This is a genomic window from Paraburkholderia dipogonis (assembly GCF_046027395.1).
GTDB classification, from domain to species: domain Bacteria; phylum Pseudomonadota; class Gammaproteobacteria; order Burkholderiales; family Burkholderiaceae; genus Paraburkholderia; species Paraburkholderia dipogonis_A.
This window is the reverse complement of the sequence record NZ_JAQQEG010000059.1, coordinates 1-23522: the sequence shown is the minus strand read 5'-3', so window position 1 is coordinate 23522 and position 23522 is coordinate 1. Positions and strand designations below refer to the sequence as shown.

Here is a 23522-nt window from a genome sequence, read left to right as displayed (position 1 = left end):
ACGTCCCTCACGCGCGGCGCGGCGCCGGATTGTTGCGCACGACGCTCGCGCGCAGGTTGTGCGGATCGAGCGCGCGTACGATGCGCAGATCGCTCCCGGTCGGCGGCGGCGTTATGTGCATGTCGGGATGCGCGAGCAGCGGAAAGCCGGTGACGTCCTGGACTTCGTCGAAGCCGACGCCTGGATGCAACGAGCGCACCCGTACCGCATGATCCGGGCCGCCGAAGTCCAGCACGCACAGATCGGTGATGATGCTGCGCAGATCCGTGAAAGCGCGCATGCCTGGAATCTCGCGGGCCGGGTTGTAGCCCACGCTGCACACCATGTCGACTTCACCGGCCACGAACGTTCGCTTGCCATGCCCGCTCACGAAAAACGAATTCGCGTGATTGATACTGTTGCCCGGGAAACCGCGCGCGCCGAGCAGTTGTGTTTTCGGCTTTGAATAGTCGTCGCCGAGCCAGGAAATGTTGGCCTGGCCGAAGCGGTCGATCTGCGTGGGCATCACGAGCGCATGCCGTTTGCCATGCCACACACAATCGAACACGCGCTCATAGGTCATCAGGCCCGATGCTTCGACGCGGTAGCTTGCTTCGCGCGGCCCGAGCGGCACCGGGCTTTCGACCAGATAGGCTTCGCCATCGGTGAGCATCAAACCGGCGTTGTAGGCGAGGCGTGCAAGACCTGCAGCGAGGCGCGGACCTGTACCGATGCCGGTCGCCAGCACTTCGCCGTCGTCGCGCCAGACGCGCGCCGCGGCAATGATCATGAGTTCGGCGAGAGAATAATCGAGAGAGTCGCTCATCTGCGCTCCATTACAGAATCGGCAACGGCAACGCCGCCACATGGGACCGGCCGCCTGCGCGCTGCAGGTAGCCGGCTTCGTCGGTGCCTACCGTGTCGTGCAGATAAGCCGCTGTTTGCGCCTCGCCCTCGGCGCTCGCGCAATACGTCTTCAGATGCGGCAGATCCCAGCCATAAGCCGGCGCGCACGAGGTCGGATGCGCGCCGCACGGCGCATGCACCACGCCGGTTACAAGCGAACGCTCGAAGGTGTTGCGGCGCGCCAGATCGAGGTCGCTGCTCGCGAGCGAGTCCACGACCGTCTCGCTGCTGACGAAGCACTTCGCCGCCGCACGCGCGAACCAGGCATCGAAGAAAGGATCGGGGCCGTCGATGCGCGTATTGCCCATCCGGTCCGCCGCGTTCACGTGGAGCAGCGCGGCGTCGAGTTCGATGGCGGGCATGGCGAGCAGCGTCTCGCCGCCGTACGGCGATTCGACCGTGCGAAGATGCTGCGCATGCTTGAGCAGATCGGTGCCGAGGCCGACTCGCGTGGGCAGAAACGGCAAGCGCGCGGCGGCGGCACGCAGGCCGAGCTGCAACATGCCTTCGTCGAGTTCCCACACGTCGAGCGCGCCGGTTTCGCGCGCCCGGCGGAAATGCGGCTCGAGCGGAATCACATCGAGCGAGACAAAGCCGAACACCACCTTGCGCACTTTTCCCGCCGCGCACAGCAGGCCGACATCCGGGCCGCCATACGCGACCACCGTGAGGTCCTTCAGATTCGAGCGGACGATTTCGCGCACCAGTGCCATCGGCTTGCGCCGCGGACCCCATCCGCCGATGCCGATCGTCATGCCGTCGGCGAGTTGCGCGACCACGTCGCGCGCGCTGAGTTGTTTGTCGAGTGTTTTCATATCGGCCTAGCGAAATCCCACGCTGAAGTCATGTCCCCACAGGCTCACGCGCGTCGCTTCATAGACGCAGTGCTGTGCCCAGTCGACCGTCAGTCCGCCGTAGCCGTATTCCAGATCGAAACCGCCCGGCGTCTTCATGTAGAACGAGACCATGTGGTCGTTGCAATGGCGGCCGAGCGTGGCGGAGAGCTTCACGCCTTGCGCCGCGACGCGGTCGAGCGCGCGGCCCACTTCGTCCATCGAATCGACTTCGGCCATCACGTGAATGCAGCCGGACGGCACCGCCAGATCCATGATCGCGAGGCTGTGGTGACGCGCGTTCTTGCAGTGCAGGAAGTGGATGCGCTTTTCCGGCTCGGCGGGGTCGTCGGTAAAGCGGACGCGGAAGATGTCGGACAGCTCGAAGCCCAGCACGTTGCGCAGGAATTCATCGGTGGCGTCGAAGTGCGGCGCGGGCAGCACCGCGTGGCCGAGGCCCATGGCGCCGGTCACGAAACCGGGCACGCCGAGCGGCGAAGCGAAGCGTCGGAAATCGGCGCGCACGCCCCAGAAAAACTCGTGACGGTTGCCGGACGGATCGACGCACCACGCCATCGCCTGCACACGGCGCAGTGTCGCTTCGTCGGCGCTCGCGCGGACCGCTTCGACACCGTTCGATTCGAGCGTGCGAATCGCGTGGTCGAACGCGGCAGCGTCGGCCAGTTCCCAGCCCGACGCGAAGTAGCGATCGGTGTCGCCGGGCACGACCAGGTAGCGGAAATCGCGCTCGTCCATCTTCAGATACAGCGCGCCATCCGTTGCTTCCTGCGCCTGCATGCCCAGCACGTTTTCGGCGTAATCGCGCCATGTGTCGACCTTGGCCGACTGCACGACGACGTAGCCTAAAGCCCGCACATCGATCATCTCCGACTCCTCCAGAAGCTGTTGTTGTCAGGCTTATTCTGGCGGTGCGCAGCGTGTGCAACATCGTCTGTTGGGACTAGCTCGCGGCGGTGTTTTCAGCCGTTTTTTCGCTGCCCGCGACAGTGCTTGCGGCACCCTCGCGCAGGCGGTACTTGAGCACCTTGCCGGCCGCGCTGACAGGCAACTGATCGACCAGCGTGAGATAGCGCGGCACCTTGTAGTTCGCCATGTTCTGGCGAGCCCACTCGGTCAGTTCCTCAACGCTCGCGTGCTCGCCCGAGCGCAACACGATATAGGCGTGCCCTACTTCGCCGAGCCGCGCGTCGGGCACGCCGACCAGCGCCACCTGCGCGATGGATGAATGCGCGCTGAAAAGCCGTTCGATCTCCGCCGGATAGCAATTGAAGCCGCCGACGATGAACATGTCCTTGATACGATCCGTGATGCGCAGATAGCCGCGTTCGTCGAGCGTGCCGAGATCGCCGGTGTGCAGCCAACCGTCGGCGTCGATCGTGTCGAGCGACGTTTCCGGCTGACCGAAGTAGCCTTGCATGACGTTGTAGCCGCGAATCAGCACTTCGCCGGTTTGGCCCGGCGCAAGCGCGCTGCCGTCGCTGTCGGCGATACGTATCTCGACACCCGGCATCGCGCGGCCCGAGGTGTGCGCGACGGTTTCGGCGTCATCGCCACGCCGGCACAGCGCGGCGAAGCCACACGATTCCGTCAGACCGTAGCCGGTCAGCACCGTCTCGAAGCCGAGCTGCGCGCGCATTCGTTCAATGAGACTCGGCGCGATCGCCGCAGCCCCCGTCACCGCCACGCGCAGCGAGGACAGATCGCGCTCAGCGAGACCCGGCATGTCGAGCAATGCGTGATACAGCGTCGGCGGCCCTGGCAACACGGAGACGCGGTCCCGCACGATGCGTTCGAGCACGCGCTCCGGGTTGAACACCAGATGCGGCAACACCGTCGCGCCGCTCGCCAGTGCCGCGAGCCAGCCGGCCTTGTAGCCGAACGCATGGAAGAACGGATTGACGATCAGGTAACGGTCGGCCTCGCGCAGCGTCGCGATTTGCGCCCAATCATGAACCGCGCGCAGATTCTGGCCGTGCGTGGTCATGACACCTTTCGGGCGGCCCGTCGTGCCGGACGTGAACATGATGTCCATCAACGTGTCGGGACGCACTTGCGCTTCACGGCTGCGAAACGTCTCCATCGACGTGCCCGCAGCCCGCAGCAGGAACGCGTCCCACGTTTCGTCGCGACCATGCGCGCCGGCTGTGGCGTGTTCCGCCTCACCGTCGAACACGACAATGCGCTCCAGCGACGCCGGACGATGCGCGGCCAGCATCGCCGGATACGACTCGCCGAGGAACGTACCGCAGCAGAACAGCAGCCGCGCGCCGCTGTCCTCGAGAATCGCGCCGGCTTCGAGGCCTTTCATGCGCGTATTGATCGGCACCAGCGCCGCGCCCGCGCTGTGAATCGCCAACGCCGCGACGATCCACAGCGCGACGTTCGGCGCCCAGATCGCGACGCGCTCGCCCGGCTCGATACCGCAACCGATCAACGCGCGCGCTGCCGTGATCCGCGCGGCGTCGAGTTGCGCGTAGCTGAGATTGCCCTGTACCGTTTCGATCGCGATGCGCGTGCCGTAGCGCGCGGCGCCTCGCGCGATCAACGCGGGCGTCGTCAGAATGTGGTTCAGCGTCATGATGAATTCGATGAAGAGGGTTCGCGGCACGCGCAACACACGAGAGCCGCGCGTGCGCGCCGCGAACCTAGTCGGGGAAAGCCACGCGCAGCGTCGCGCTGGCGGGTGTGGCACTGCACGCGAGCGTCCAGCCCTCGGCGAGATCCGCCGCGTCGAGCACGTGATTGGCGTTCAGCTTCACGCTGCCGTCGACGACCCGGCACATGCAGGCCCCGCATAAACCGTTGCGGCAGGAGTTGGGCGCGGGAACATCGGCGCGCAACATGGCGTCGAGCAGGGTTTCGCCGGGTTCGCTCACTACATGGAAAGTGACGCCGTCGAGCACGGTTTCGATTTTCGCCGCGGCGGCTGCGGTTTCCGCTTCCGTCCCGATCGATTCCGTTGCTGCCGGTGTTGCTTGCGCGGCGGACTTCACCACAGCCGCCGGCAAATCAGGCAAGGAAGCAAACCGCTCCACATGCACTTTTGCGCGCGGCAAGCCTAACGCAAGCATCGCCGCCAGCGCGTTCTCCATGAACAGCGCCGGTCCGCAGATGAAACACTCCTGCATGCTCCATGGCCGCGCCAGCTCTTCCAGATGACGCTGCTGCGGAATACCCTGCACGCTGTCGAGCCAGTGGATCACCCGCAAACGGCCCGCATGCCGCTGCCCGAGTTGCCGCAGTTCATCGGCGAAAATCACCGACTGTGCATCGCGGTTCGCATAGATCAGCGTCAGCGTGCCGCGCCCGTTCACCAGCGCCGACTTCAGGATGGACAGCACCGGCGTGATGCCGCTGCCGCCCGCGAATAGCAGCAGATCGCCGTCGAGCGAGCGCGGTGTGAAAACGCCCGCCGGCGCCATCACGTCCAGTTCGTCGCCGGGCTGGACGCTGTCGCACATCCAGTTCGACGCGCGTCCGTCGCGCACGCGCTTGATGGTGATCTTCGGCGCATGGTCGATACCCGGCGCGCTCGAAAGCGAATAGCAACGCTGCACGGTCGCGTCGGCGCACGGCACCTTGAGCGTGAGAAACTGCCCCGGGCGATAGCTGAACGCATCGCGCAATGTCTGCGGCAGATCGAACACGAAAGAGCGCGCGTCGGCGCTCTCCGCGATCACGTCCGTCACTTTGAGCCGGTGAAAACGCGAATCGGCCATGGCGCGCGAACTCAGGCCACGCCCATGATCAGCTGCGCGTTATCGATCCGATACTCGCTGCCGTTGATAAAGCGCGATTCATCCGATGCAAGGAACAGCACCAGATTCGCAATGTCTTCCGGCAAGCACATGCGCGCATGCGGATCGACGGATTGCGTGAGCGCCTCGCGCGTTTCTTCGGCTGCGCCGAAGAACGGCGCGGTCATCGGCGTGAGAATGCCATCGGGGTGAATGGTGTTGCAACGGACCTTGTACCCCTGCTGCTTGCAATGCGCGGCGATCGCGCGCGTCAGCGCCGTCACCGCGCCCTTGCTGGCCGAGTATGCGCAGAACGCGCCGAGTCCGCCCAACGCCGCGACCGACGACATATTCACGATCGAACCGCCCTTCTCCTTCATCGCCTTCACCGCCGCGCGGCAGCCGAGAAAATAGCCTTCGGCGTTGATGCGCAGTACGCGCTGCCATTGTTCGAGCGTGGTGTCCTCGATATTGCCGAGCAACAGCACGGCCGCGTTGTTGACCAGCACGTCCGGCGTGCCGAAGCTGCTCTGCGCGGCGCCGAACACATCGTTCCAGCCCGCCTCGGAAGTGATGTCGTGACGCACGAAAAGCGCCGCATCGCCGATTTGCGCCGCCACTTCGCGGCCCGCTTCCTCGTTGACGTCGGTCAGCACGACGCGCGCGCCTTCGCGAGCGAACAGCAGCGCATCCTGTTTGCCGACGCCGCTCGCGGCGCCCGTCACGATCGCGATCTTGCCTTTGAGTCTGTCTCCCATCTTCATTCTCTCTTGTCAGTGTCAGTCAGTTTCAGTCAGGGAATGGGCGGCGTTCGCGAGAACCACGCCCGCTGCGGCCCGGCCCGCCTGGCGGCCGGACCAGATACAGTCCGCGAGCGAAAGACCGCTCACGTAATGATTCGATGCGAGTCCGCACGCGGCGCGGCCAGCGGCGAACAAGCCTTCGACCGGCTCGCCTTGCGCGGACAACACCGCGTTGCTGGTTTCGTCGACCCGCAAGCCGCCGAGCGTGATCGACGGACACGGGAACATGCGGCTGTTGGCCGAGATATCGATTGCGTAATACGGGCCGTATGTGAGCGGCTGCAGCATCGCGGCGGATTTGCCGAATTCGCTATCGCTGCCGTTCAGCGCGGCGGTGTTGTATCGGACGACGGTTCGCGTGAGCACGGCCGGATCGCAGCCGATGCGCGTAGCCAACTCCGCCAGCGAGTTGCCGCGCTTGCGGCCCGCGAGCATCAGCAGCAGCGCGGGCACGCTTTGAAATGCCCAGAGCTTGCCGCGCACGCACTCGTTGAGCGCCTGCTTGACGAGGCGCGCGTCGAGGATCAGCCAAGCGCGGCCTTCGCGTGTTTCGCACATCGCGTGGCCGAGTGCTGCGCCGTACACTTCCTCGTTGCAGAACCGCTCACCGCGACGGTCCACGACGCAGCCTTGCGCCCATGCATAGGGCGGATTGATGAAGCGCCACGCGGACACGCGTTCGAGCCGCGCGGCCACACCACCCGCCGACACGCCGAGCCGGATGCCGCTGCCATCGCAGCCCGTGGTGCCGAGCCGCCAGTTCGGCAGATAACGCGGCGCGTGCTGCGCCAGCATCGAACGGTTGAAGATGAAGCCGCCGGTGCTCAGCACGACCGCATCGGCTTTGATCGTGATGAGGCGGCTCTCGCGCATTTCAATACGATGCAACGCGGCGCGCAAGCGGTCCGCCCACGCGGGCATGCCGTTGTGCAGACGTTCGGCCCAGCGCGCGAGCCGCCGATGCGCACGCTGCGCGCGGCCCGGCGCCACTTGCCAGACCTGCGCGCCGATCACGCGCCCGCCGCGATCGGTGACGAGCCGCCGGATGCTTGCGTGGTGCAAGGTGTCGATGAAAGGCTGCGCTTCGACGGCACGGCGCAGCGTGTCGTACAGCACACGTCCCGACATGCCGTCGCCGACTACGCGGTGTCCGCGCGGCGCGGGTGTGTGTCTGCGCACGGCATCGCCCACGGCCTCGTTGCCGGAGTAGTACAGGTAATAGCGATTCTGCGGATACGAAGTCTTGCGCGGCGGCACCGACGCGGCGAAGCGCACGCCGAGCCGTTCGAGCCAGCGCAGCATATCGACGCTGCCCGCGCAAAAACGCGCGAGCGTCGCGGCGGACACCGCTTCGCCGACTTCCTGCTGCAAGTAGGCGAACATCGCTTCGGGCGTATCGCTGTAGCCGGCCTCGTTTTGATAGCGCGTGCCGCCGCCCGCATACACCACGCCGCCGCTTTTGGCGCTCGCGCCGCCGCCTTCGAAGCGTTCGACAATGCGCACCTTCGCGCCTGCCGACGCCGCTTCCAGCGCGGCGCACGCGCCTGCCGCGCCGAAGCCCGCGACCAGCACGTCGCAGACATCATCCCAGCGCATGCGCGCGGGATCGTCGATGACGAGCGGCGCATCCACCGGCGTCGCGAAGTCCTGTTGTGCGGACGATGAGTCGTGCATGTCGCGGTGCGCCTCGCTCAAGCCGTCACGCAGCGCGCTGGCGCCGTCGCGGTTGTATAAACACCATCCACGTACACGAGCGGGTCGACCTCGCCGCTGATCAACACCTGTTCGACGCGGCCGATAAAGATCGCGTGCGTGCCGTAGTCGAAGCGGCCGTCCTGCGTGCAGATCAGACTGGCCTGCGCATCGAGCAGAAACGGCACGCCCTGCGCCGAGCGTTGCCAGTTTCCGGTGGTAAAGCGCTCCTCGCCCTTCAGGCGGCCGCTGCAATCGATCGCGATATGCCGATGCTGCGCCGACAGCACGTTCACGCAGAACGGCACGCCCTGATCGAGCGGCGGAAAGATCGACGAGTTGCGGTTGATGCAGATCAGCAGCGAAGGCGGCTCGGTCGACAGCGAATCGACCGCGGTCGCCGACATCGAATAGCGCCGCTCGTCGTCGCTGCAACTGATGACGGCGACCGAGCGCGCGAGACGGCGCATGGCCAGCAACATGTCGGCGCGCAGCGGATGAGAGTTGAAATCGGTCATGGTGTGACTCCGCGAAGTTCGCTGGTTGAAGCACGGGCGCTGTCCGATGCAACGGGCTCGCCGTCGGCGAGATGATTGGCGGCGATGTAGCCGAAGGTCATCGCCGGGCCGAGTGTCGAGCCCGCGCCCGGATAGCTCGCGCCCATCATCGAGGCGCTGGTGTTGCCGATCGCGTAGAGGCCGGCGATCGGCGAGCCGTCCTCGCGCAGCACGCGGGCCGAGGCATCCGTCAACAGTCCGCCCTTCGTGCCGATGTCGCCCGCGTCGATCCGCACCGCGTAGAACGGGCCGGTTTCGAGTGGCGCGAGACACGGGTTCGGTTTGACGTTCGGGTCGCCGTAGTAGATGTCGAACGCGTTGCCGCCTTTGCCGAACTCTTCATCCACGCCGCTCGCGGCGTAGCGATTCATCTTCGCCACTGTGTCGCGCAGGCCTTGCGCATCCACGCCGATTTGCGCGGCCAATGCATCCAGCGACTCGGCCTTGTAAAGCAGCGGACGGAACGGCGCGGGAATGCGCGAGTCGGGCATCATCGCGCCGGGCATGATCGGCCCGCACGGATATTGATGGCGGAACCGCGCGTCGAATACCATCCACGCCGGCACGCTCGCGCCCGTCTGCGCATGGTCGCGATACATCGCCGGCACGAACTCGGAATACGGCGCTGCTTCGTTGACGAAGCGCTTGCCGAGTCCGTTGACGACCACGCATCCAGGCAAATTGCGCTCTACGAACAACGCGCGCTGCTTTTCCTCATGATCGACGTGCACGGTCGGCGCGCCCCACACGTGCTCCATTAACGCGACGCGCGCGCCGAGTTGCATGCCGGCGGCGATCGCGTCGCCCGTGTTGTGGGGTGGCGTGGCGCTCCATTGCGCTTGCGTCGGACGCGGCAGAAAGCGCTCGCGCATCGCCTGATTCCGTTCGAAGCCGCCGGCCGCGAGAATCACGCCGCGTTTGGCCTGCACGCGCACGCGCTGGCCGCCGTATTCGACCACTACGCCCGTCACGCGGCCGTCGGTTTCGAGCAGTTCACGCATGGGCGAATTCAGCCACAGCGGCACGTTGCGATCGAGCAAGGCGCGGCGCAAGCCGCCCGCGAGCGCATTGCCGAGCGTAAGCCGCCGATCGCGCCGCGAGTGAAAACGCGCACGCCAATCGAACCAGTAGCGCCCAAATTGCTTCAACGCGAGCCCGATATAACCGGGCGCTTTCGACAACAGCACATGCGCTTCTTTCGACGTCACCGCCACGCGTCCGCCGATCAGCGTGCCCGGCGAAGGCAAGCGCAGCCGCGCGAATTCCGCGCTGAGGGACGCGCCATCAACCGGCAACGGATCGAGCGCGCGATAGCCCGGCATCGAGCCCGGCAGATGCTGAAAGTAGTCCGCGTATTTCGGCAACGACTCGTACCGCACCGGCGTATTCGCTTCGACATAGCGCAGCATTTCCGGCGCGACGTCGAGGTACGCGTCCAGTCTGTCCGAAGCGGTCACGCCTTTCGTGCAGGCATCAAGATAGGTACGCGCCGCTTCACGCGTGTCGGTCGCGCCGAGTTCGGCGATATGGTGATTGCACGGAATCCAGATGCCGCCGCCCGATACCGCCGACGTACCGCCGTACACCTCGCTCTTTTCGATCACCACCGCGCTGAGGCCACGGTCGGCGGCGCGGCACGCGGCCAGCATGCCCCCCGCGCCGGAGCCGACCACCACCACGTCGAACACATGCATCTGCTGCGTTTGCTGTTCGCTCATGAGCGCATCCGTCAGATGAAGAAATCGGTGTTCGGGCGTCCCAGCATCACGGCGCCGAGATTCTGACCGAAGCGGTCGACGTTATTCGCGTAGTGCGCGCGCGCCGCATGCAGATCGAGGAAACGCCGTACCAGGGGATTGCGGTTGTAGATGCCGTTGCCGCCCGCGTAGCGCAACAGCGCGTTGGCAGCCTGCGCGCAACGCTCCGCGACCTGCGCGGATTGATAGCGAAACAGCACGCGCCGCTCGATCGACACTTCAGGGCCGCCGTTAGCGGCTGCCATCAGTTCAGCGAAATTGCGCTTGAGCAGCAGCTTCATCTCGTCGAGCGCTACCGACGCGTCGGCGCAGGCCGTTTGCGCGCCCGTATCGTCGGTGGTCTTCGCGCCGCTGTTGGCGCTCACGCGCGTGGCGGCGTACGCGGTGAAATCGTCGAGCGCGCCTTGCAATGCGCCGATGCAGGCCGTGCAGACGGCGCGCACGAATATCTGTGCAAACGGCAGATGAAACAGCGGCGCGTCGTTGAGCGCGAGGCCGGGACTCGTGCCCATCATCCCGTCGATGGCTTTATGCGTGCGGTAGTCCGGCACGAATACGTCGTTCACCACGATGTCGTGGCTGCCGGTCGCGCGCAAGCCCAGCACGTCCCAGTCCTGCTGGATCGTGTAGTCGCTCTTCGGCAGCAGAAAGGTGCGGTATTCCGGCGGCTCGCCGTCTTTGCCCGGCGGCACCAGCGCGCCGAGAAACACCCAGTCGCACAATTCGCTGCCGCTCGAAAACTTCCAATGGCCCGACAGCCGGAAGCCGCCTTCAACCGGCGTCACGCGTCCCACCGGCATATAGGTGGACGCGATCAGCGTGCTTTGATCCTTGCCCCACACATCTTCTTGCGCGCGTTCGTCGAACAGCGCGAGCTGCCAGTTGTGCACACCGACCACGCCGTACACCCAGGCGCTCGACATGCAACCGCGCGCCACCGCCATCTGAATCTCGAAGAAAGTTTGCGGGTCGAGTTCGTAGCCGCCATAGCGTTTCGGCTGCAGCACCTTGAACAGTCCGGCCGCCTGAAAATCGGCCACTGTTTCGGCGGGAATGCGCCCGTTAGCCTCGGCTTGCGCGGCGCGGCCGGCCAACACCGGCGCGAGCGCTTCGGCGCGGGCGATCAGTTCGGCGGCAAGGGCGTTCGAGTCGTTGTCGCGATGCACGGCTGTCTCCTGGGTCGGCGCGAGAGGTTTCGCGCTTGTTCTGTTGGGTTCATCTTCGAGGCGCGGCGGCCGCGTCGCATCGTCTGAAGGGACTAGCGACGCGCCGGTTCAGGCTTCAGCGCCGTTACGCCACGGCCTGCGCCTTCTGCTTGCCCGCCTTCACGCGGTTGAAATAAGGAATCACGTGCTCGCCAATATTGCGGATCGTTTCGAGCTGCGCTTCCTGCGGCACGGTGCCCATCTGGCAAAGGAACAGCACCTCGTCCACGCCCGCTTCCATCAAGCGCCCCACGTAGCCGATGCAGTCGTCCACGGTGCCGTACGCGTGGTTGGGGTTCATCATCGAAAGGGCCGGGTCGCTGAAATCGACCACCACCTCTTCCGAAGCGAAGCGCGAACGGATCACCATTTCGCCGGTATTGCCCTTCACGAGATCGTCGCCCCAGTTCGCCGGATCAGGACGCTCGCCGCCCGTGTACCAGTAAGCGAGCGACTCCATGAAATAGCGCTGGCCGCGAATGCCGATCTTGCGCGCCTGCTGGCCGTCGCTCATGACCACGGTCGGGCACAGCGCGGCCAGATGCTGGGTCGGACGAAAGCCGACCTGGTCCTCGGGCTTGCGCGTCGCCCAGGCTTCGCGATAGATCGCGTTCTTCTTCGCCACTTCATCGGGGCCGCCAAAACCGAGCACGAGTGCGCCGAGGCCGCGTTGTCCGGCGCGCAGCAGGCCGTCGTTGTTGGTGCACGCCATGTACATCGGCGGATGCGGGTCCTGGAACGGCTTCGGGTGAATCGGTCGCTTAGGGATCTTGATGTATTTGCCGTCGTGCTCGATCTCGTCCTGCACGAACATCTTCGGCACGAGGTACATGGATTCGTCGATCATCGGCTGCAGCTCGGCGAGGTCGTAGCCGAACGCGCCGGCTTCCTGCTGACTGCCGCCCTTGCCGACGCCGAAATGCACGCGGCCGCCGGACAGGATGTCGAGCAGCGCGACACGCTCCGCCACCTTGATCGGATGGTTCATCGCGGGCGGCAGGCAGATCACGCCATGGCCGAGACCGATGCGGGTCGTGCGGCCCGCCAGATACGCGAGAAAGGTTTCCGGCGCGCTCATGTGCGCGTAGTTGGTCAGCGACGTGTGTTCGACGCACCATACGGTATCGAAACCCATCTGCTCGGCGAGGAGCGCCTGCTCGACGGTCTCCTTGAATACCCGGTGATCGCCTTCCCGCGAAGCGTCCGTTGTCTGGGCTTCGTAGATCAGAGAAAACTTCATTGCGTGCGTCTCCATGAATTTTGGACTGTGCTGAAACGGGCGGTCCGCCCGCGACCCGGCGATGAACCTCGCGAAGATCGTGACGGTCCACGGAATGGAGTTTCAGATCGCGCGTGCTTGCCGGCATCGTCTATTTGGATTAACGGCGCGTGCTTTGACGTGGACGCTTTGATCGAAGGCGTTTCGCGCCGGTTTTTCGTGTGCGGGCTAGTCCGATTGGACCTCGTGCGGCGCGCGTGCGTGGCGCACGATCGAAGCGCTGTGCAACGACGATGCAACGATGCTCAACCGATGGGAGTGCAATGCAATGAAGGCTTCGATGATGCTGTACCCGGTCGATACGATCGACGCGGCGCTGCCGCTCTTTGTCGACGGGCTGGGACTGGCGGTGAAATTCCGCGACGGCGAGCGCTATTGCGCGCTCGATGGCGGCGCTCTGACGGTGGCGCTAGTGGCGGGCGAGGAAAGGATCGTCGAACGCGCGGCGCTGGTGTTTCGTGTGGACGAAAACGACGACCTGTATGCAGCGATGGCGCGCGTCGTGGCGGCCGGTGCTTCAGTGAGGGTGCCGGTGCAGCAAGGTCCGCACGAATGGCGCGCGGTGTTGGAGGACAAACACGGCGCGTTGCTGGTGTTGTCGCAGAAGCGCGTGGGTTGAAACGCGTTGGTGTGTTACAGCGCCCGCCGCGCGTAGGAAAAGCGTGGCGGGCATGCAACCGCCAAAGCACTAACCGAGCGGCACCACGCTGCCCAGCAGAATCCGCACGAGCGTCGCCTGACGCGTCACACCGGTCTTCGAGAAAATCGCCCGCAGATGCGCACGCGCGGTGTTCTTGCTGATGCCCAGTTCGTCGGCGGCTTCTTCGAGCGTCAAGCCGTTGGTCAACAGCAAGGCAAGCGACGTCTCCGCCGGCGTGAGATCGAACAGCTTGCGCACGATCTCCTGCGAACCCTGCGACTTGCGATCCGGATCGCGCAGGAACAGCACCGTCGCCGGGCGGCGCTTGTTGTCCTCCGACCAGTCCGAGAGCGGAATCGTGCGCACCAGCACGCCGAGTCGCGGCTTGTCGCAACCGCGTGTGATCGGCATGGCTTCGACAATCGGCGCGGCGGTGCCGAAGTGGCCCATCAACGCATGACGCACGAGGCGCTGCAGATTGCGGTTCTCCTGAGCGTCGGTGGCCTCGACATGGCCATGCACGATACGCAGCCCATTGGCCTGCGCGAGAATTTCGTCGGCCACGCTGTTGGTGCGCATGATGGCCCCGCTCTCGTCGAGCGTGACCGTGCCCACCAGCATCCGGTCGATTGCGCTCGCATACAGCGTGCGTTCCGATTCGACGATATCGAGCCGCGAATGCAGTTCGACCGCTCGGCGCAAATGCGGCAGCAGGAGCGCGCAAAACGCCTTGTCGCGTGCGGAAAAATGCGTCGCGCCATGACTGCGGCACACGCGGAAACGGCATTCCACGCCGGACTCCGTGCGCAGATCCGCGCCCATGATGTAGCGGATATCCGCCGGCTTCAGGAACTGCTTGTACAGCTCGCTGGTGAGCCAGCCGGTGTCGCCGAAAACTTCGTCGACCGTCACCACGCGATCGGCGGGCAAGCCGACGAACGGGTCGAGTGAATAGTAGTAGTTGTTGTACGACGCTTCGCCCGGCACGCCGGGCCCGGTTTCCGATGCATGCACCATCAGGCCGCGCCGGTCGCTCGAAGGCGAACGCAGAATCAGCGTCGCGTAGCTCGCGCCGAGTGAGGTGCGGATCAACTCCAGCGCACTGGCCCACGGCGTGGCTTCGAGCGGACCCTGATAAATACGCGCGGCAAGTTCACTGAACTGCGCCACGCTCATGTCCGCGAGTTCGCCCGCGGCCTGGCCCTCTTCAGGGGCCCATTTTGTCTCCATCAACACGCTCCGTCCTCCATGCGACTTTGCATCGCGACGTCAAGCTTACGGGGCGCTCCGGCTGCTGGCATCGGTGGAACTACTTAGCTGAGGGAAGTTTCGCTGAGCGTGCAAATGAACTCTCGTCCAATCGGACGATGCCCGCGTCATGGCGCCGCGCTTCAATGCAATCAGCGCTTGCAGGCGCGGCCATTCGCTCGTCGCGTGGCTCGCGCTCGCTTTGCAATACCCGGTATTTCCGCTTTCATAACAGCCTTCTCAGGAGACCCGATGGCGCTCGATCCCCAGGCGCAGGCCGTGCTCGCCGCCTTCGCCGGCATACCCGCACTCGACTTCACGCAACTCAGCGCGCCCGCTTACCGCGCGATGATCGCTGCGGGCGGCGCTTTTGCACCCGGCGACACGGTCGCGGCGGAAGAAGACCTGCTGATTCCCACGGCGAACGGTTCGATTGCCGCGCGTCTTTATCGGCCTGTACAGGCGGCCACAAGTGGCGGCGTCGAGCGCGACGCATTGCTGCCGCTCACCGTGTTTTTTCACGGCGGCGGCTTCGTAGCCTGCGGGCTCGATACGCACGCGAACCTGTGCCGATGCCTCGCGCAACGGGCGCAAACCGTGGTGCTCTCGGTCGATTACCGGCTCGCGCCCGAAGCGCGCTTCCCGGCCGCCGCGCACGATGCGCTCGACGCCGTGCGCTGGGCCGCCGCCAATGCAGCCGATCTGCGCGTGCGCGCGGGTACGCTGGCTGTCGCCGGCGATAGCGCGGGCGGCAATCTCGCCGCCGTGGCAGCACAACAGTTGCGTCATAGCGGCGTGAATATCGCGCACCAGTTGCTGCTTTATCCGGTGGTGGATTGCGCAACGGAACATCCGTCATATGAATCGATGGGTAATGGCTACTTCCTGAGCGCGGATCAGATGCGCTGGTTCAAGAACCAGTATTTCGACAGCAGCGCCGATCGCGCCGATCCGCTCGCCAGCCCGCTCGCCGCCGCCGATCTCAGCGGCGTGGCGAGCGCCACCATCATCAGCGCCGAGTACGACCCGCTACGCGACGAAGCCGAACACTACGCGCAACGGCTCGCACAAGTCGGCGTGCTGACCACCCATATGCGCTGGCCTGGCCAGATGCATGGCTTCGCCAGCCTGCTCAGCGTGCTCGATGCCGCCGATCATGCAATCACGACAGCCGCGCGCGCGTTGTATTACGCGCTGCATGTCGAGCCTTTCGTACTTCGTTGATCCGACCTGACATGACAGCATTGATTCGCCTTGCGGCCGAAGACGGCATCGCGACGCTCACGTTCGACCGCCCCGACGCCTTGAACGCTTTGAACGAAGCCATGGCGGCCGAACTGAACGCCAAGCTCACGCGCCTCGCCAATCACGACGAAATCCGCGCCATCGTGCTCACCGGCGCCGGCGACGCCTTCATGGCGGGCGGCGATCTACAGGCCATGCGCGCCGCCCTCGATGCCCAGCCGGCGGCCCGCGACCGCGCGATCGGCAAACTGGTGCGGCTCGCGCAAAGCGTGGTCGAGACCATCACGAGTTCGCGCAAGCCCGTGATTGCCAGCATCAACGGCGCGGTCGCGGGCTTCGGTTTGAGCCTCGTGGCGGCCTGCGATCTGGCTATCGCGGCGCAACGCGCTACATTCAAGTCCGCTTATGGCCGCATCGGCACCTCGCCCGACGGCGGCGCCACGTATATGCTGCCGCGCGCGCTCGGCGCAAGGCAAGCCGCGCAGTGGCTATATCTGGACGAACCCCACAGCGCCGATGAAGCGCTGCGTGCCGGCCTCGTCAACTGGGTCGTAGCGGACGACGAACTCGTCACGGCCACGCGCTCGCTGCTCAAACGCATGGGCGCGCTCGCGCCGGATGCCTTCGCACACACCAAGGATCTGCTGCTGCACGCGCCGCAGCGTAGCTTTGGCGAGCATCTGTACGCGGAACAGCGCAGCTTCCTGCACTGCGCGGCCGGCGACGATTTCCGCGAAGGCATCGACGCGTTTTTCGGCAGACGTCCCCCCGTTTTCGGCTCCGGCGCACGCTGACGCCGTTTGTGTTCTTCACCCCGCACGGATCACCACGATGAAACTGGCCACCACCGACGAAATCGTCGCCGAACTGAAAGCCGGCCGCATGATCATTCTGGTCGACGAGGAAGATCGCGAGAACGAAGGCGATCTGCTGATCGCCGCCGATCACGTCACACCCGAAGCGATCAATTTCATGGCGCGCTTCGGACGCGGCCTCGTATGCCTGACGCTGAGCGCCGAACATTGCGAACGGCTGAAGCTCACGCCGATGGCGCAACAGAACGGCACGCAATACGGCACCGCGTTCACCATCAGCATCGAAGCCGCGCAAGGCGTGACCACCGGCATCTCCGCCGCCGACCGCGCGCACACGATCCGTACCGCGGTTCACGCAGACGTGCGCGCCGAGCATCTGGTGCAGCCGGGACATGTGTTCCCAATTGCGGCGCGTGCGGGCGGCGTGCTGGTGCGAGGCGGACACACGGAAGCCGGTTGCGATCTCACCGCGCTCGCCGGCCTGACGCCTGCCGCCGTGATCTGCGAGATCATGAACGACGACGGCACCATGGCGCGCCTGCCGCAACTGATCGAATTCGCCGGACTCCACAAACTGAAGATCGGCACCATCGCCGATCTGATCCACTATCGCAGCATCAACGAATCGCTCGTGGAACGTGTCGGTGAGCGGCCGCTGCACACGCCGTGGGGCCCGTTCCGCGCGATCCAGTATCGCGACACCGTGCGCGCTTCCACGCATCTCGCGCTGATGCGCGGCACCCCGATGCCCGAAGTGCCGGTGCTGACGCGCGTGCACGAATGTTTCTCGCTGCTCGATCTGCTCGATGCCGAGCCGTCCGCGCATTCGTGGCCGCTGCACGCGGCATTGCAAAAGATCGACGCGGCCGGATGCGGCGTGGCGGTGCTGCTCGATTGCGACATGCATGCGGATGCGAGCCGCAGTGCGTCGTGCGCCACCACTCGCAAGGATGGACGCCTGTCGGGTATCGGCTCGCAGATTCTGCGCGATCTCGGCGTGCGCAGACTGAACGTGCTGTCGAGTCCTTTCAGACTGCCGGCGCTTTCGGGCCACGACCTGGAGATCATGGCGTTCATTCCGCTGGGCGAAGCGGATCTCGACAATCCGCATGCGTTCGAATCCATGCCGCAAAAGGCCGGCGTTCGTCATTCCTTCTCATCGACACAGGCCAGCTTTCGAAACGCTTCGTCCGAACTCCACACTGCTTCCTGCTGAATCCTCCATGACTGCACGGACACAACCCTACGTCGCCCTCGTCACCGGCGCCTCGCGAGGCGCAGGCAAAGGCATCGCCCTCGCGCTTGCGGCAACCGGCGCAACCGTCTACGTGACCGGCCGGACGCAACGCGAAGGCGACGCGCCCTTGCCCGGCACGGTGCACGCAACCGCAATCGAAATCGACAGACTGGGCGGCAGGGGCATCGCCCTGACCTGCGATCACGCCGACGACCAGCAAGTCGCGGAAGTCTTCGAACACATTCGCCATGCCAGCGGGCGGCTGGATATTCTCGTCAACAACGCCACCACGTTGCACGACGAGTTGATTCGCCCCGCGCCGTTCTGGGAGAAGCCGCTCGATCTCGTCGACATTCTCGACGTCGGCTTGCGATCCGCGTATGTGGCGAGCTGGCACGCCGCGCAAATGATGGCCGCGCAGGGCAGCGGCCTGATCGCGTTCACGTCGTCGTTCGGTGCGAGTTGCTATATGCACGGCGCGGCATATGGTGCGCAGAAAGCGGGCGTCGATAAATTCGCCAAGGATATGGCCGTCGATCTGAAACCGTATGGCGTGGCTGCGGTGTCGATCTGGATGGGCATGTTGCAAACGGAGCGCACCGCGCGCGTGATCGCCGCACATCCCGAGCAATATGCCGGGTTCAGCGAACTGGCGGAGACGCCGCAGTTCACCGGGCGTGTGATCGACGCGCTGTATCGCGATCCGCAACGGATGCAAAAGTCGGGCATGGTGCTGGTCGGCGCTGAGCTTGCTGACGAGTACGGCGTCACCGAACTCGACGGACGCCGGCCGCCGTCGCATCGCGAAGCATTGGGCGGGCCGGTGCAGGCGCATCCTGCTATCGTTGCCTGATACGTTACCGTGGGCACATGGAGAGGCTCGATACGTCATAAGCAAGCGCCGTATCGAGCCATGTCCGGTTGCGCTCAATGTAAACAGACGTGCTTTGCGCTAGAGACCGCTCACCACCATCGCGAACACGACCGCGGCGCCGCCTACCGCGCCGAGAAACGTAAAGCATTGCTCGTCCGCCCCTGAACGGCGCGCCCACACCCGGCCTGCCAGCGCGGCCAGTCCGGTGATGCCGAGAAACAGCGACAACGACGAGCCCGCCGTGCACACCATGCCGGGAAATTCGTCGCTCCATGCGCACGCGTATAACTGCCGCACCGACACGCCGATCACGCCGATCGCCACCAGCAAACCGGCTACCAGTCCATCGCGCTGAATTCTCGCTTTCATTTTGCCGCCCTCCTGCCTCATGCCTGTCTCCGTGCCTGTCCATGCTCGCGGCCTGAATGCCTGCCGCACGGCGTTTTTTCCGCAATACGGCGCGCCACGATCGAGGCTGCGCCGCTTGCCGGTTCATACGGACATTGACGGTGATTCGGCCCGCGCGGGCATCGTCCGGACGGACTAAGGGGGATTGCGGAGGAAGTAAAACGAGGTCGCGGACGTGACGGCGAGCGCCGTCACGTCGGATCAAGGCAGTGAGATCGACGCGGTGACGACTTTCACAAGACTTGCGGCTTGCCGGTGGCCCAGGTGCCGATGATCTCTTCGATTGCGCGCGCCGCGGAAAGCAACGCCGCCTCGCCACGCGGCTTGCCGACGATCTGAATACCGACCGGCAGCCCGCTCGCGCTCATCCCGCAAGGAATCGCCATGACCGGCATGCCGGTGAGCGTCAGCGCATACGTGATCGCGAGCCAGTCGATGTAAGTCTCGAAGTGCTGCCCGGCCGCGTCACGGATATCGCGTGCTTCGACGGGGAACGGCAGCACGATCGAAGCCGGACAGATCAGCACGTCATGGCGCTGCAGCAGCGCATTCAGCTTGTAGAAGAGTTCCGCGCGCGTGCGCTGCGCCGATCGCATGGCGCGGTTGTCCAGTTGCAGACCGAACTCGATGTTCCAGATCACGTTGGGATTCAGCACGTCGCGGTGCTGCGCCAGCACGTCTTCGTAATTCGTCGCGTAGGCAATGCCGCGCAGCGTGTGAAACGCCTGCGTCGCCGCGCTCAGGTCGAGATCGCTCTCCTCCACGCCGACGCCTTCCGCCGCAAGCCGGTCCATCGTCTTGCGGCAGATCGCCAGGATTTCCGGCTCGACGGTGGCGATGCCGAGTCCCTCGCTGAATGCCACACGCGCCGGCCGTTGCGGCCGGCGCGCATGCTCGAGGAACGAGGTCGCCGGCTCACGCAGCGACAACGGCGCGCTCTCGACTTGGCCGCACATCGCGTCGAGCAGCAACGCTGCGTCGGTCACGCTGCGCGCCATCGGTCCGTGAATGCCGAGCGTGTCGTAGGGATTGGCGGCCGGACCGTACGCGACCCGGCCCGGCGTCGGCCGCAAGCCGACTACGCCGCAGAACGCCGACGGCGTGCGCAGCGACCCCGCCAGATCGGAGCCCTGCGCGACCCACGCTGTGCCCGACGCCAGCGCGGCTGCCGCGCCGCCGGACGAACCGCCCGCCGAAAGCGCCGGGTTCCACGGATTGCGCGTCACGCCGAACACGCTGTTATACGTATGGCCGCCGGAGCCGAACTCGGGCGTGTTGGATTTTGCATAGACCACGCCGCCGCGTGCTTCGAGCAAGGTCACGCCGGCATCCGACGTTTCCGGCACACGGTCGCGGTAAACCAGCGAACCGCGCGTGGTGCGCACGCCGGCCACGTCGGTCAGATCCTTGATCGGCACCGGCAGGCCGCACAGCAAGCCGCGCTCGGCCACGGGCTTCTTCAGCAGCGCGTCGGCATGAGCATGCGCGCGCTCGAAACACAGCGTGGGCAGCGCGTTGACCTGCGGCTCGACGCGCGCCATCTGGGCGGCGAGCGTGTCGAGCAGGTCGTGCGGACTCACCGCTTCCTCGCGCAACAGATCGACGACTTCGCACGCGCTTCGCTCAATCAGACTGAGATCGACGGACATAATGGCTATTGGCTCCGTGTTAGGGGTGTCCGAGAGTTTCGCATGAGGCGCGCCCTTCAGGTCTTGAGCCGGTAACCGGTCTTGAAGATCCACGCAACGATCAACAAAAACACCGCCAGAAAAAGCGCGGTCATGCCGAGGCTCACCTCGACATTCACATCGGCGAGACCATAGAAGCTCCAGCGAAATCCGCTAACCAGATAGACGATCGGATTGAACAGCGTCACGACCTTCCAGAACGGCGGCAACATATTGACCGCATAGAAACTGCCGCCGAGAAAAGTCAGCGGCGTGATGATCAGGAGCGGCACGAGTTGCAGCTTCTCGAAGCTATCCGCCCAGATGCCGATAATGAAACCGAGCAGACTGAACGTGACCGCCGTGAGCACGAGAAACAGGATCATCCAGAACGGATGCTGCACTTGCAGCGGCACGAACAAGCCCGCGGTCGCGAGAATGATCAGCCCGAGCAGAATCGATTTGGTGGCCGCCGCGCCCACATAACTCACGACGATTTCCAGATACGACACCGGCGCCGACAGCAACTCGTAGATCGTGCCGGTAAAGCGCGGAAAGTAAATCCCGAACGACGCATTCGAAATGCTTTGCGACAGCAGCGACAGCATGATCAAACCCGGCACGATAAACGCACCGTAACTGATGCCGTCCACTTCCTTGATGCGCGAGCCGATCGCCGCGCCGAACACGACGAAATAAAGCGAAGTCGAAATCACCGGCGCGATGATGCTCTGCATCAGCGTGCGCCAGGTGCGCGCCATCTCGAACTTGTAGATCGCGCGAATGGCGTAGATGTTCATTGGTCACCTCGGAGCAGACTGACGAAGATGTCTTCGAGCGAACTCTGCGTGGTGTGCAGGTCCTTGAAGCGAATGCCGGCGTCGTCGAGCGCCTTGAGCAGCGCGATGATGTCGGTGCGCCCGCCCTCGCCTTCATAGGTGTAGACCAGTTCGTTGCCGCCCTTCGCGACGTCGAGCCCGTAGCCGGCGAGCGAGGCCGGTACTTGCGCGAGCGGGCTCTCCAGTTGCAGCGTCAACTGCTTCTTGCCGAGCTTGCGCATCAGCTCCGTTTTCTCTTCGACCAGCATGATCTCACCCGCGCTGATCACGCCGATGCGGTCGGCCATTTCCTCGGCCTCATCGATATAGTGCGTGGTCAGGATGATCGTCACGCCGCTCTCGGCGAGCGAGCGCACCAGCTTCCACATATCGCGGCGCAACTCTACGTCCACGCCGGCGGTCGGTTCGTCCAGGAACAGCACGCGCGGCTCGTGCGAGAGCGCCTTGGCGATCAGCACGCGCCGTTTCATGCCGCCCGAGAGCGTGATGATCTTGCTATCGCGCTTTTCCCACAGCGAGAGATCGCGCAACACCTTTTCGACGTATGCCGGGTTTTTCGGCTTGCCGAACAGCCCGCGGCTGAACGACACGGTCGCCCAGACGGTTTCGAAGGAATCGGTGGTCAGTTCCTGCGGCACGAGGCCGATCAGCGAGCGCGCGCCGCGATAGTCGGTCGCGATGTCGCGGCCGTCCACGGTCACGCTACCTTCGCTCGCGTTGACAATGCCGCAAATGATGCTGATGAGGGTCGTTTTGCCAGCGCCGTTCGGGCCGAGCAAGGCGAAGATTTCCCCGCGGTTGATCGCCAGATTGATGTTTTTGAGTGCATGAAAACCGGTGGCATAGGTTTTCGACAGGTTCGTGACTGAGACGATTGGCTGCATGGAATCGACGATGGCAGATACCGTTGTTTGATTGGAGGGAGCGATGCTGAAGCGCCGCCGCACCCGCAATGTAATGGAAAGTGCGAAAGCGTGCAGCGCATCGCGCGCGGTCCACCGGTAACACGTAGGGTCGAGGCGTCGGACAAGGCGAGCCGCGACGGCACGGCAAGACGCGCACGCTAGACCTGTTTCGCTGCACCGCAAAATAGTTCGGTTTCCGTATCGGTTTTGATGACGCGACGCCGGGAACGCCCCATGCTCGATTGTTGGCATGCTGCCGCGCCCTCCTGTTCAAGCGTAACGCACTCGAGCGAGGCACACCGCTTGCGGCACTCCATGTATGCGAGCGACAAGCGCTTGCGTGACATCAAACCGACTCTATGGAGGTGAACCATGAAACGCATTACCAGGACGATTTTTGCTTCAGCGCTCGTGATGGCATTGTCGGGCGGCGCCTATGCACAGGCTGGCGGCGGCGCGGGAGGAGCCGGCGGCGGCGCGGGTGGCGGCGGCACTGGCGTGGGCGCGGGCGGCGGCACGACTGGGGGCGCGGGCGGGACTGCTACGCCCGGCGTCGGCGCTGGATCGATGAAGAGCCCGAGCGATTCGGGCTACGGTTCGCCGGGCGTCACCGGTACCGGCGGCGGTCTGGGCACCGGCACCGGCGCGACGCCGAATAGCCCGTCGATGAACCGCTCGAACAGTGGCATGGGTAACGGCATGAACAACGGTACGCGCAGCGGCACCGGTAATGGCATGAACAACGGCACCGGCGGCACGATGCAAAACGGCCAGTAAAACACGGCTACCCGTGCATTGAGTCACTCGGTTCGAACCGGGGCGGGGGGGGGGGGGGGGGGGGCGCGGCGCCGCGGGGGGGGGGGGGGGGGGGGGGG

At 64.9% G+C, this 23522-nt stretch carries 21 protein-coding genes and 1 pseudogene; 6 read left to right on the top strand and 16 right to left on the bottom strand.

The features are described 5' to 3' along the window. Positions 1 to 7: 7 nt before the first annotated feature. The 11 genes from PQR32_RS38270 to PQR32_RS38220 form a co-directional block, all read right to left on the bottom strand. Positions 8 to 805, bottom strand: a complete 798-nt coding sequence (locus tag PQR32_RS38270; RefSeq protein WP_408239892.1) for a CoA-transferase subunit beta — start codon at positions 803 to 805, stop codon at positions 8 to 10. A 10-nt stretch (positions 806 to 815) separates the two neighbouring features. Next, positions 816 to 1700, bottom strand: coding sequence for a CoA transferase subunit A (locus PQR32_RS38265; protein WP_408239889.1), 885 nt, complete (start codon positions 1698 to 1700; stop codon positions 816 to 818). Positions 1701 to 1706: 6 nt separating this feature from the next. Then, positions 1707 to 2603 carry a VOC family protein gene (locus PQR32_RS38260; RefSeq protein ID WP_408239886.1) on the bottom strand — a complete coding sequence of 299 codons (897 nt, stop codon included), beginning with the start codon at positions 2601 to 2603 and terminating at the stop codon, positions 1707 to 1709. 76 nt (positions 2604 to 2679) lie between these two features. Then, positions 2680 to 4317 carry a FadD3 family acyl-CoA ligase gene (locus tag PQR32_RS38255; protein WP_408239883.1) on the bottom strand — a complete coding sequence of 546 codons (1638 nt, stop codon included), beginning with the start codon at positions 4315 to 4317 and terminating at the stop codon, positions 2680 to 2682. 67 nt (positions 4318 to 4384) lie between these two features. Next, entirely contained in the window at positions 4385 to 5458 is a 1074-nt protein-coding gene (locus PQR32_RS38250) for a 2Fe-2S iron-sulfur cluster-binding protein (protein WP_408239880.1), read from the bottom strand. An 11-nt stretch (positions 5459 to 5469) separates the two neighbouring features. Next, positions 5470 to 6234, bottom strand: a complete 765-nt coding sequence (locus PQR32_RS38245; RefSeq protein WP_408239877.1) for a glucose 1-dehydrogenase — start codon at positions 6232 to 6234, stop codon at positions 5470 to 5472. Between the two features lie 21 nt (positions 6235 to 6255). Then, entirely contained in the window at positions 6256 to 7953 is a 1698-nt protein-coding gene (locus tag PQR32_RS38240) for an FAD-binding protein (RefSeq protein ID WP_408239874.1), read from the bottom strand. A gap of 17 nt (positions 7954 to 7970) precedes the next feature. After that, a complete protein-coding gene (locus PQR32_RS38235) occupies positions 7971 to 8489 on the bottom strand; it encodes a flavin reductase family protein (protein WP_408239871.1) in 519 nt (172 codons plus the stop codon). Continuing rightward, positions 8486 to 10246, bottom strand: a complete 1761-nt coding sequence (locus PQR32_RS38230) for an FAD-dependent oxidoreductase (protein WP_408239868.1) — start codon at positions 10244 to 10246, stop codon at positions 8486 to 8488. The genes PQR32_RS38235 and PQR32_RS38230 overlap by 4 nt, the downstream gene beginning before the upstream one ends. Before the next feature lie 11 nt (positions 10247 to 10257). Next, the gene (locus tag PQR32_RS38225; RefSeq protein ID WP_408239865.1) at positions 10258 to 11451 is read right to left on the bottom strand and encodes a flavin-dependent monooxygenase; all 1194 of its coding nucleotides are present in this window, start codon (positions 11449 to 11451) and stop codon (positions 10258 to 10260) included. Positions 11452 to 11575: 124 nt separating this feature from the next. Beyond that, positions 11576 to 12730, bottom strand: a complete 1155-nt coding sequence (locus tag PQR32_RS38220; protein WP_408239862.1) for an LLM class flavin-dependent oxidoreductase — start codon at positions 12728 to 12730, stop codon at positions 11576 to 11578. 307 nt (positions 12731 to 13037) lie between these two features. Here PQR32_RS38220 and PQR32_RS38215 point away from each other — a divergent pair, with 307 nt between their 5' ends. Beyond that, positions 13038 to 13388, top strand: a complete 351-nt coding sequence (locus PQR32_RS38215; protein ID WP_408239859.1) for a VOC family protein — start codon at positions 13038 to 13040, stop codon at positions 13386 to 13388. A gap of 69 nt (positions 13389 to 13457) precedes the next feature. Here the strand turns inward: PQR32_RS38215 and PQR32_RS38210 are convergent, their stop codons facing one another. Further along, positions 13458 to 14639, bottom strand: coding sequence for a helix-turn-helix transcriptional regulator (locus PQR32_RS38210; protein WP_408239856.1), 1182 nt, complete (start codon positions 14637 to 14639; stop codon positions 13458 to 13460). 270 nt (positions 14640 to 14909) lie between these two features. On the opposite strand from PQR32_RS38210, the gene PQR32_RS38205 reads away from it, so the two are divergent. The 4 genes and pseudogenes from PQR32_RS38205 to PQR32_RS38190 all read left to right on the top strand — a co-directional run bounded on the left by PQR32_RS38205 (position 14910) and on the right by PQR32_RS38190 (position 18807). Then, positions 14910 to 15881 (top strand): alpha/beta hydrolase, encoded by a 972-nt coding sequence (locus tag PQR32_RS38205; protein ID WP_408239853.1) that lies wholly within the window; start codon positions 14910 to 14912, stop codon positions 15879 to 15881. An 11-nt stretch (positions 15882 to 15892) separates the two neighbouring features. Continuing rightward, entirely contained in the window at positions 15893 to 16696 is an 804-nt protein-coding gene (locus PQR32_RS38200) for an enoyl-CoA hydratase/isomerase family protein (RefSeq protein ID WP_408239850.1), read from the top strand. A gap of 37 nt (positions 16697 to 16733) precedes the next feature. After that, positions 16734 to 17831 (top strand): annotated as a pseudogene (gene ribBA / locus PQR32_RS38195) (bifunctional 3,4-dihydroxy-2-butanone-4-phosphate synthase/GTP cyclohydrolase II); the annotation flags it as partial. Between the two features lie 109 nt (positions 17832 to 17940). Beyond that, a complete protein-coding gene (locus PQR32_RS38190; RefSeq protein ID WP_408239847.1) occupies positions 17941 to 18807 on the top strand; it encodes an SDR family NAD(P)-dependent oxidoreductase in 867 nt (288 codons plus the stop codon). 99 nt (positions 18808 to 18906) lie between these two features. Here the strand turns inward: PQR32_RS38190 and PQR32_RS38185 are convergent, their stop codons facing one another. The 4 genes from PQR32_RS38185 to PQR32_RS38170 form a co-directional block, all read right to left on the bottom strand. After that, positions 18907 to 19197: a hypothetical protein gene (locus tag PQR32_RS38185; protein WP_408239844.1), complete on the bottom strand. Its 291-nt coding sequence runs from the start codon at positions 19195 to 19197 to the stop codon at positions 18907 to 18909. Between the two features lie 272 nt (positions 19198 to 19469). Beyond that, positions 19470 to 20885: an amidase gene (locus tag PQR32_RS38180; RefSeq protein WP_408239841.1), complete on the bottom strand. Its 1416-nt coding sequence runs from the start codon at positions 20883 to 20885 to the stop codon at positions 19470 to 19472. 56 nt (positions 20886 to 20941) lie between these two features. Continuing rightward, positions 20942 to 21703, bottom strand: a complete 762-nt coding sequence (locus PQR32_RS38175; RefSeq protein ID WP_106282490.1) for an ABC transporter permease — start codon at positions 21701 to 21703, stop codon at positions 20942 to 20944. Further along, complete coding sequence (locus PQR32_RS38170) at positions 21700 to 22626, bottom strand: ABC transporter ATP-binding protein (protein WP_408239838.1); 927 nt, start codon at positions 22624 to 22626, stop codon at positions 21700 to 21702. The genes PQR32_RS38175 and PQR32_RS38170 overlap by 4 nt, the downstream gene beginning before the upstream one ends. Before the next feature lie 393 nt (positions 22627 to 23019). Between PQR32_RS38170 and PQR32_RS38165 the strand changes: the two genes are divergently transcribed. After that, a complete protein-coding gene (locus PQR32_RS38165; protein ID WP_408239835.1) occupies positions 23020 to 23424 on the top strand; it encodes a hypothetical protein in 405 nt (134 codons plus the stop codon). The last annotated feature ends 98 nt before the right edge of the window (positions 23425 to 23522 follow it).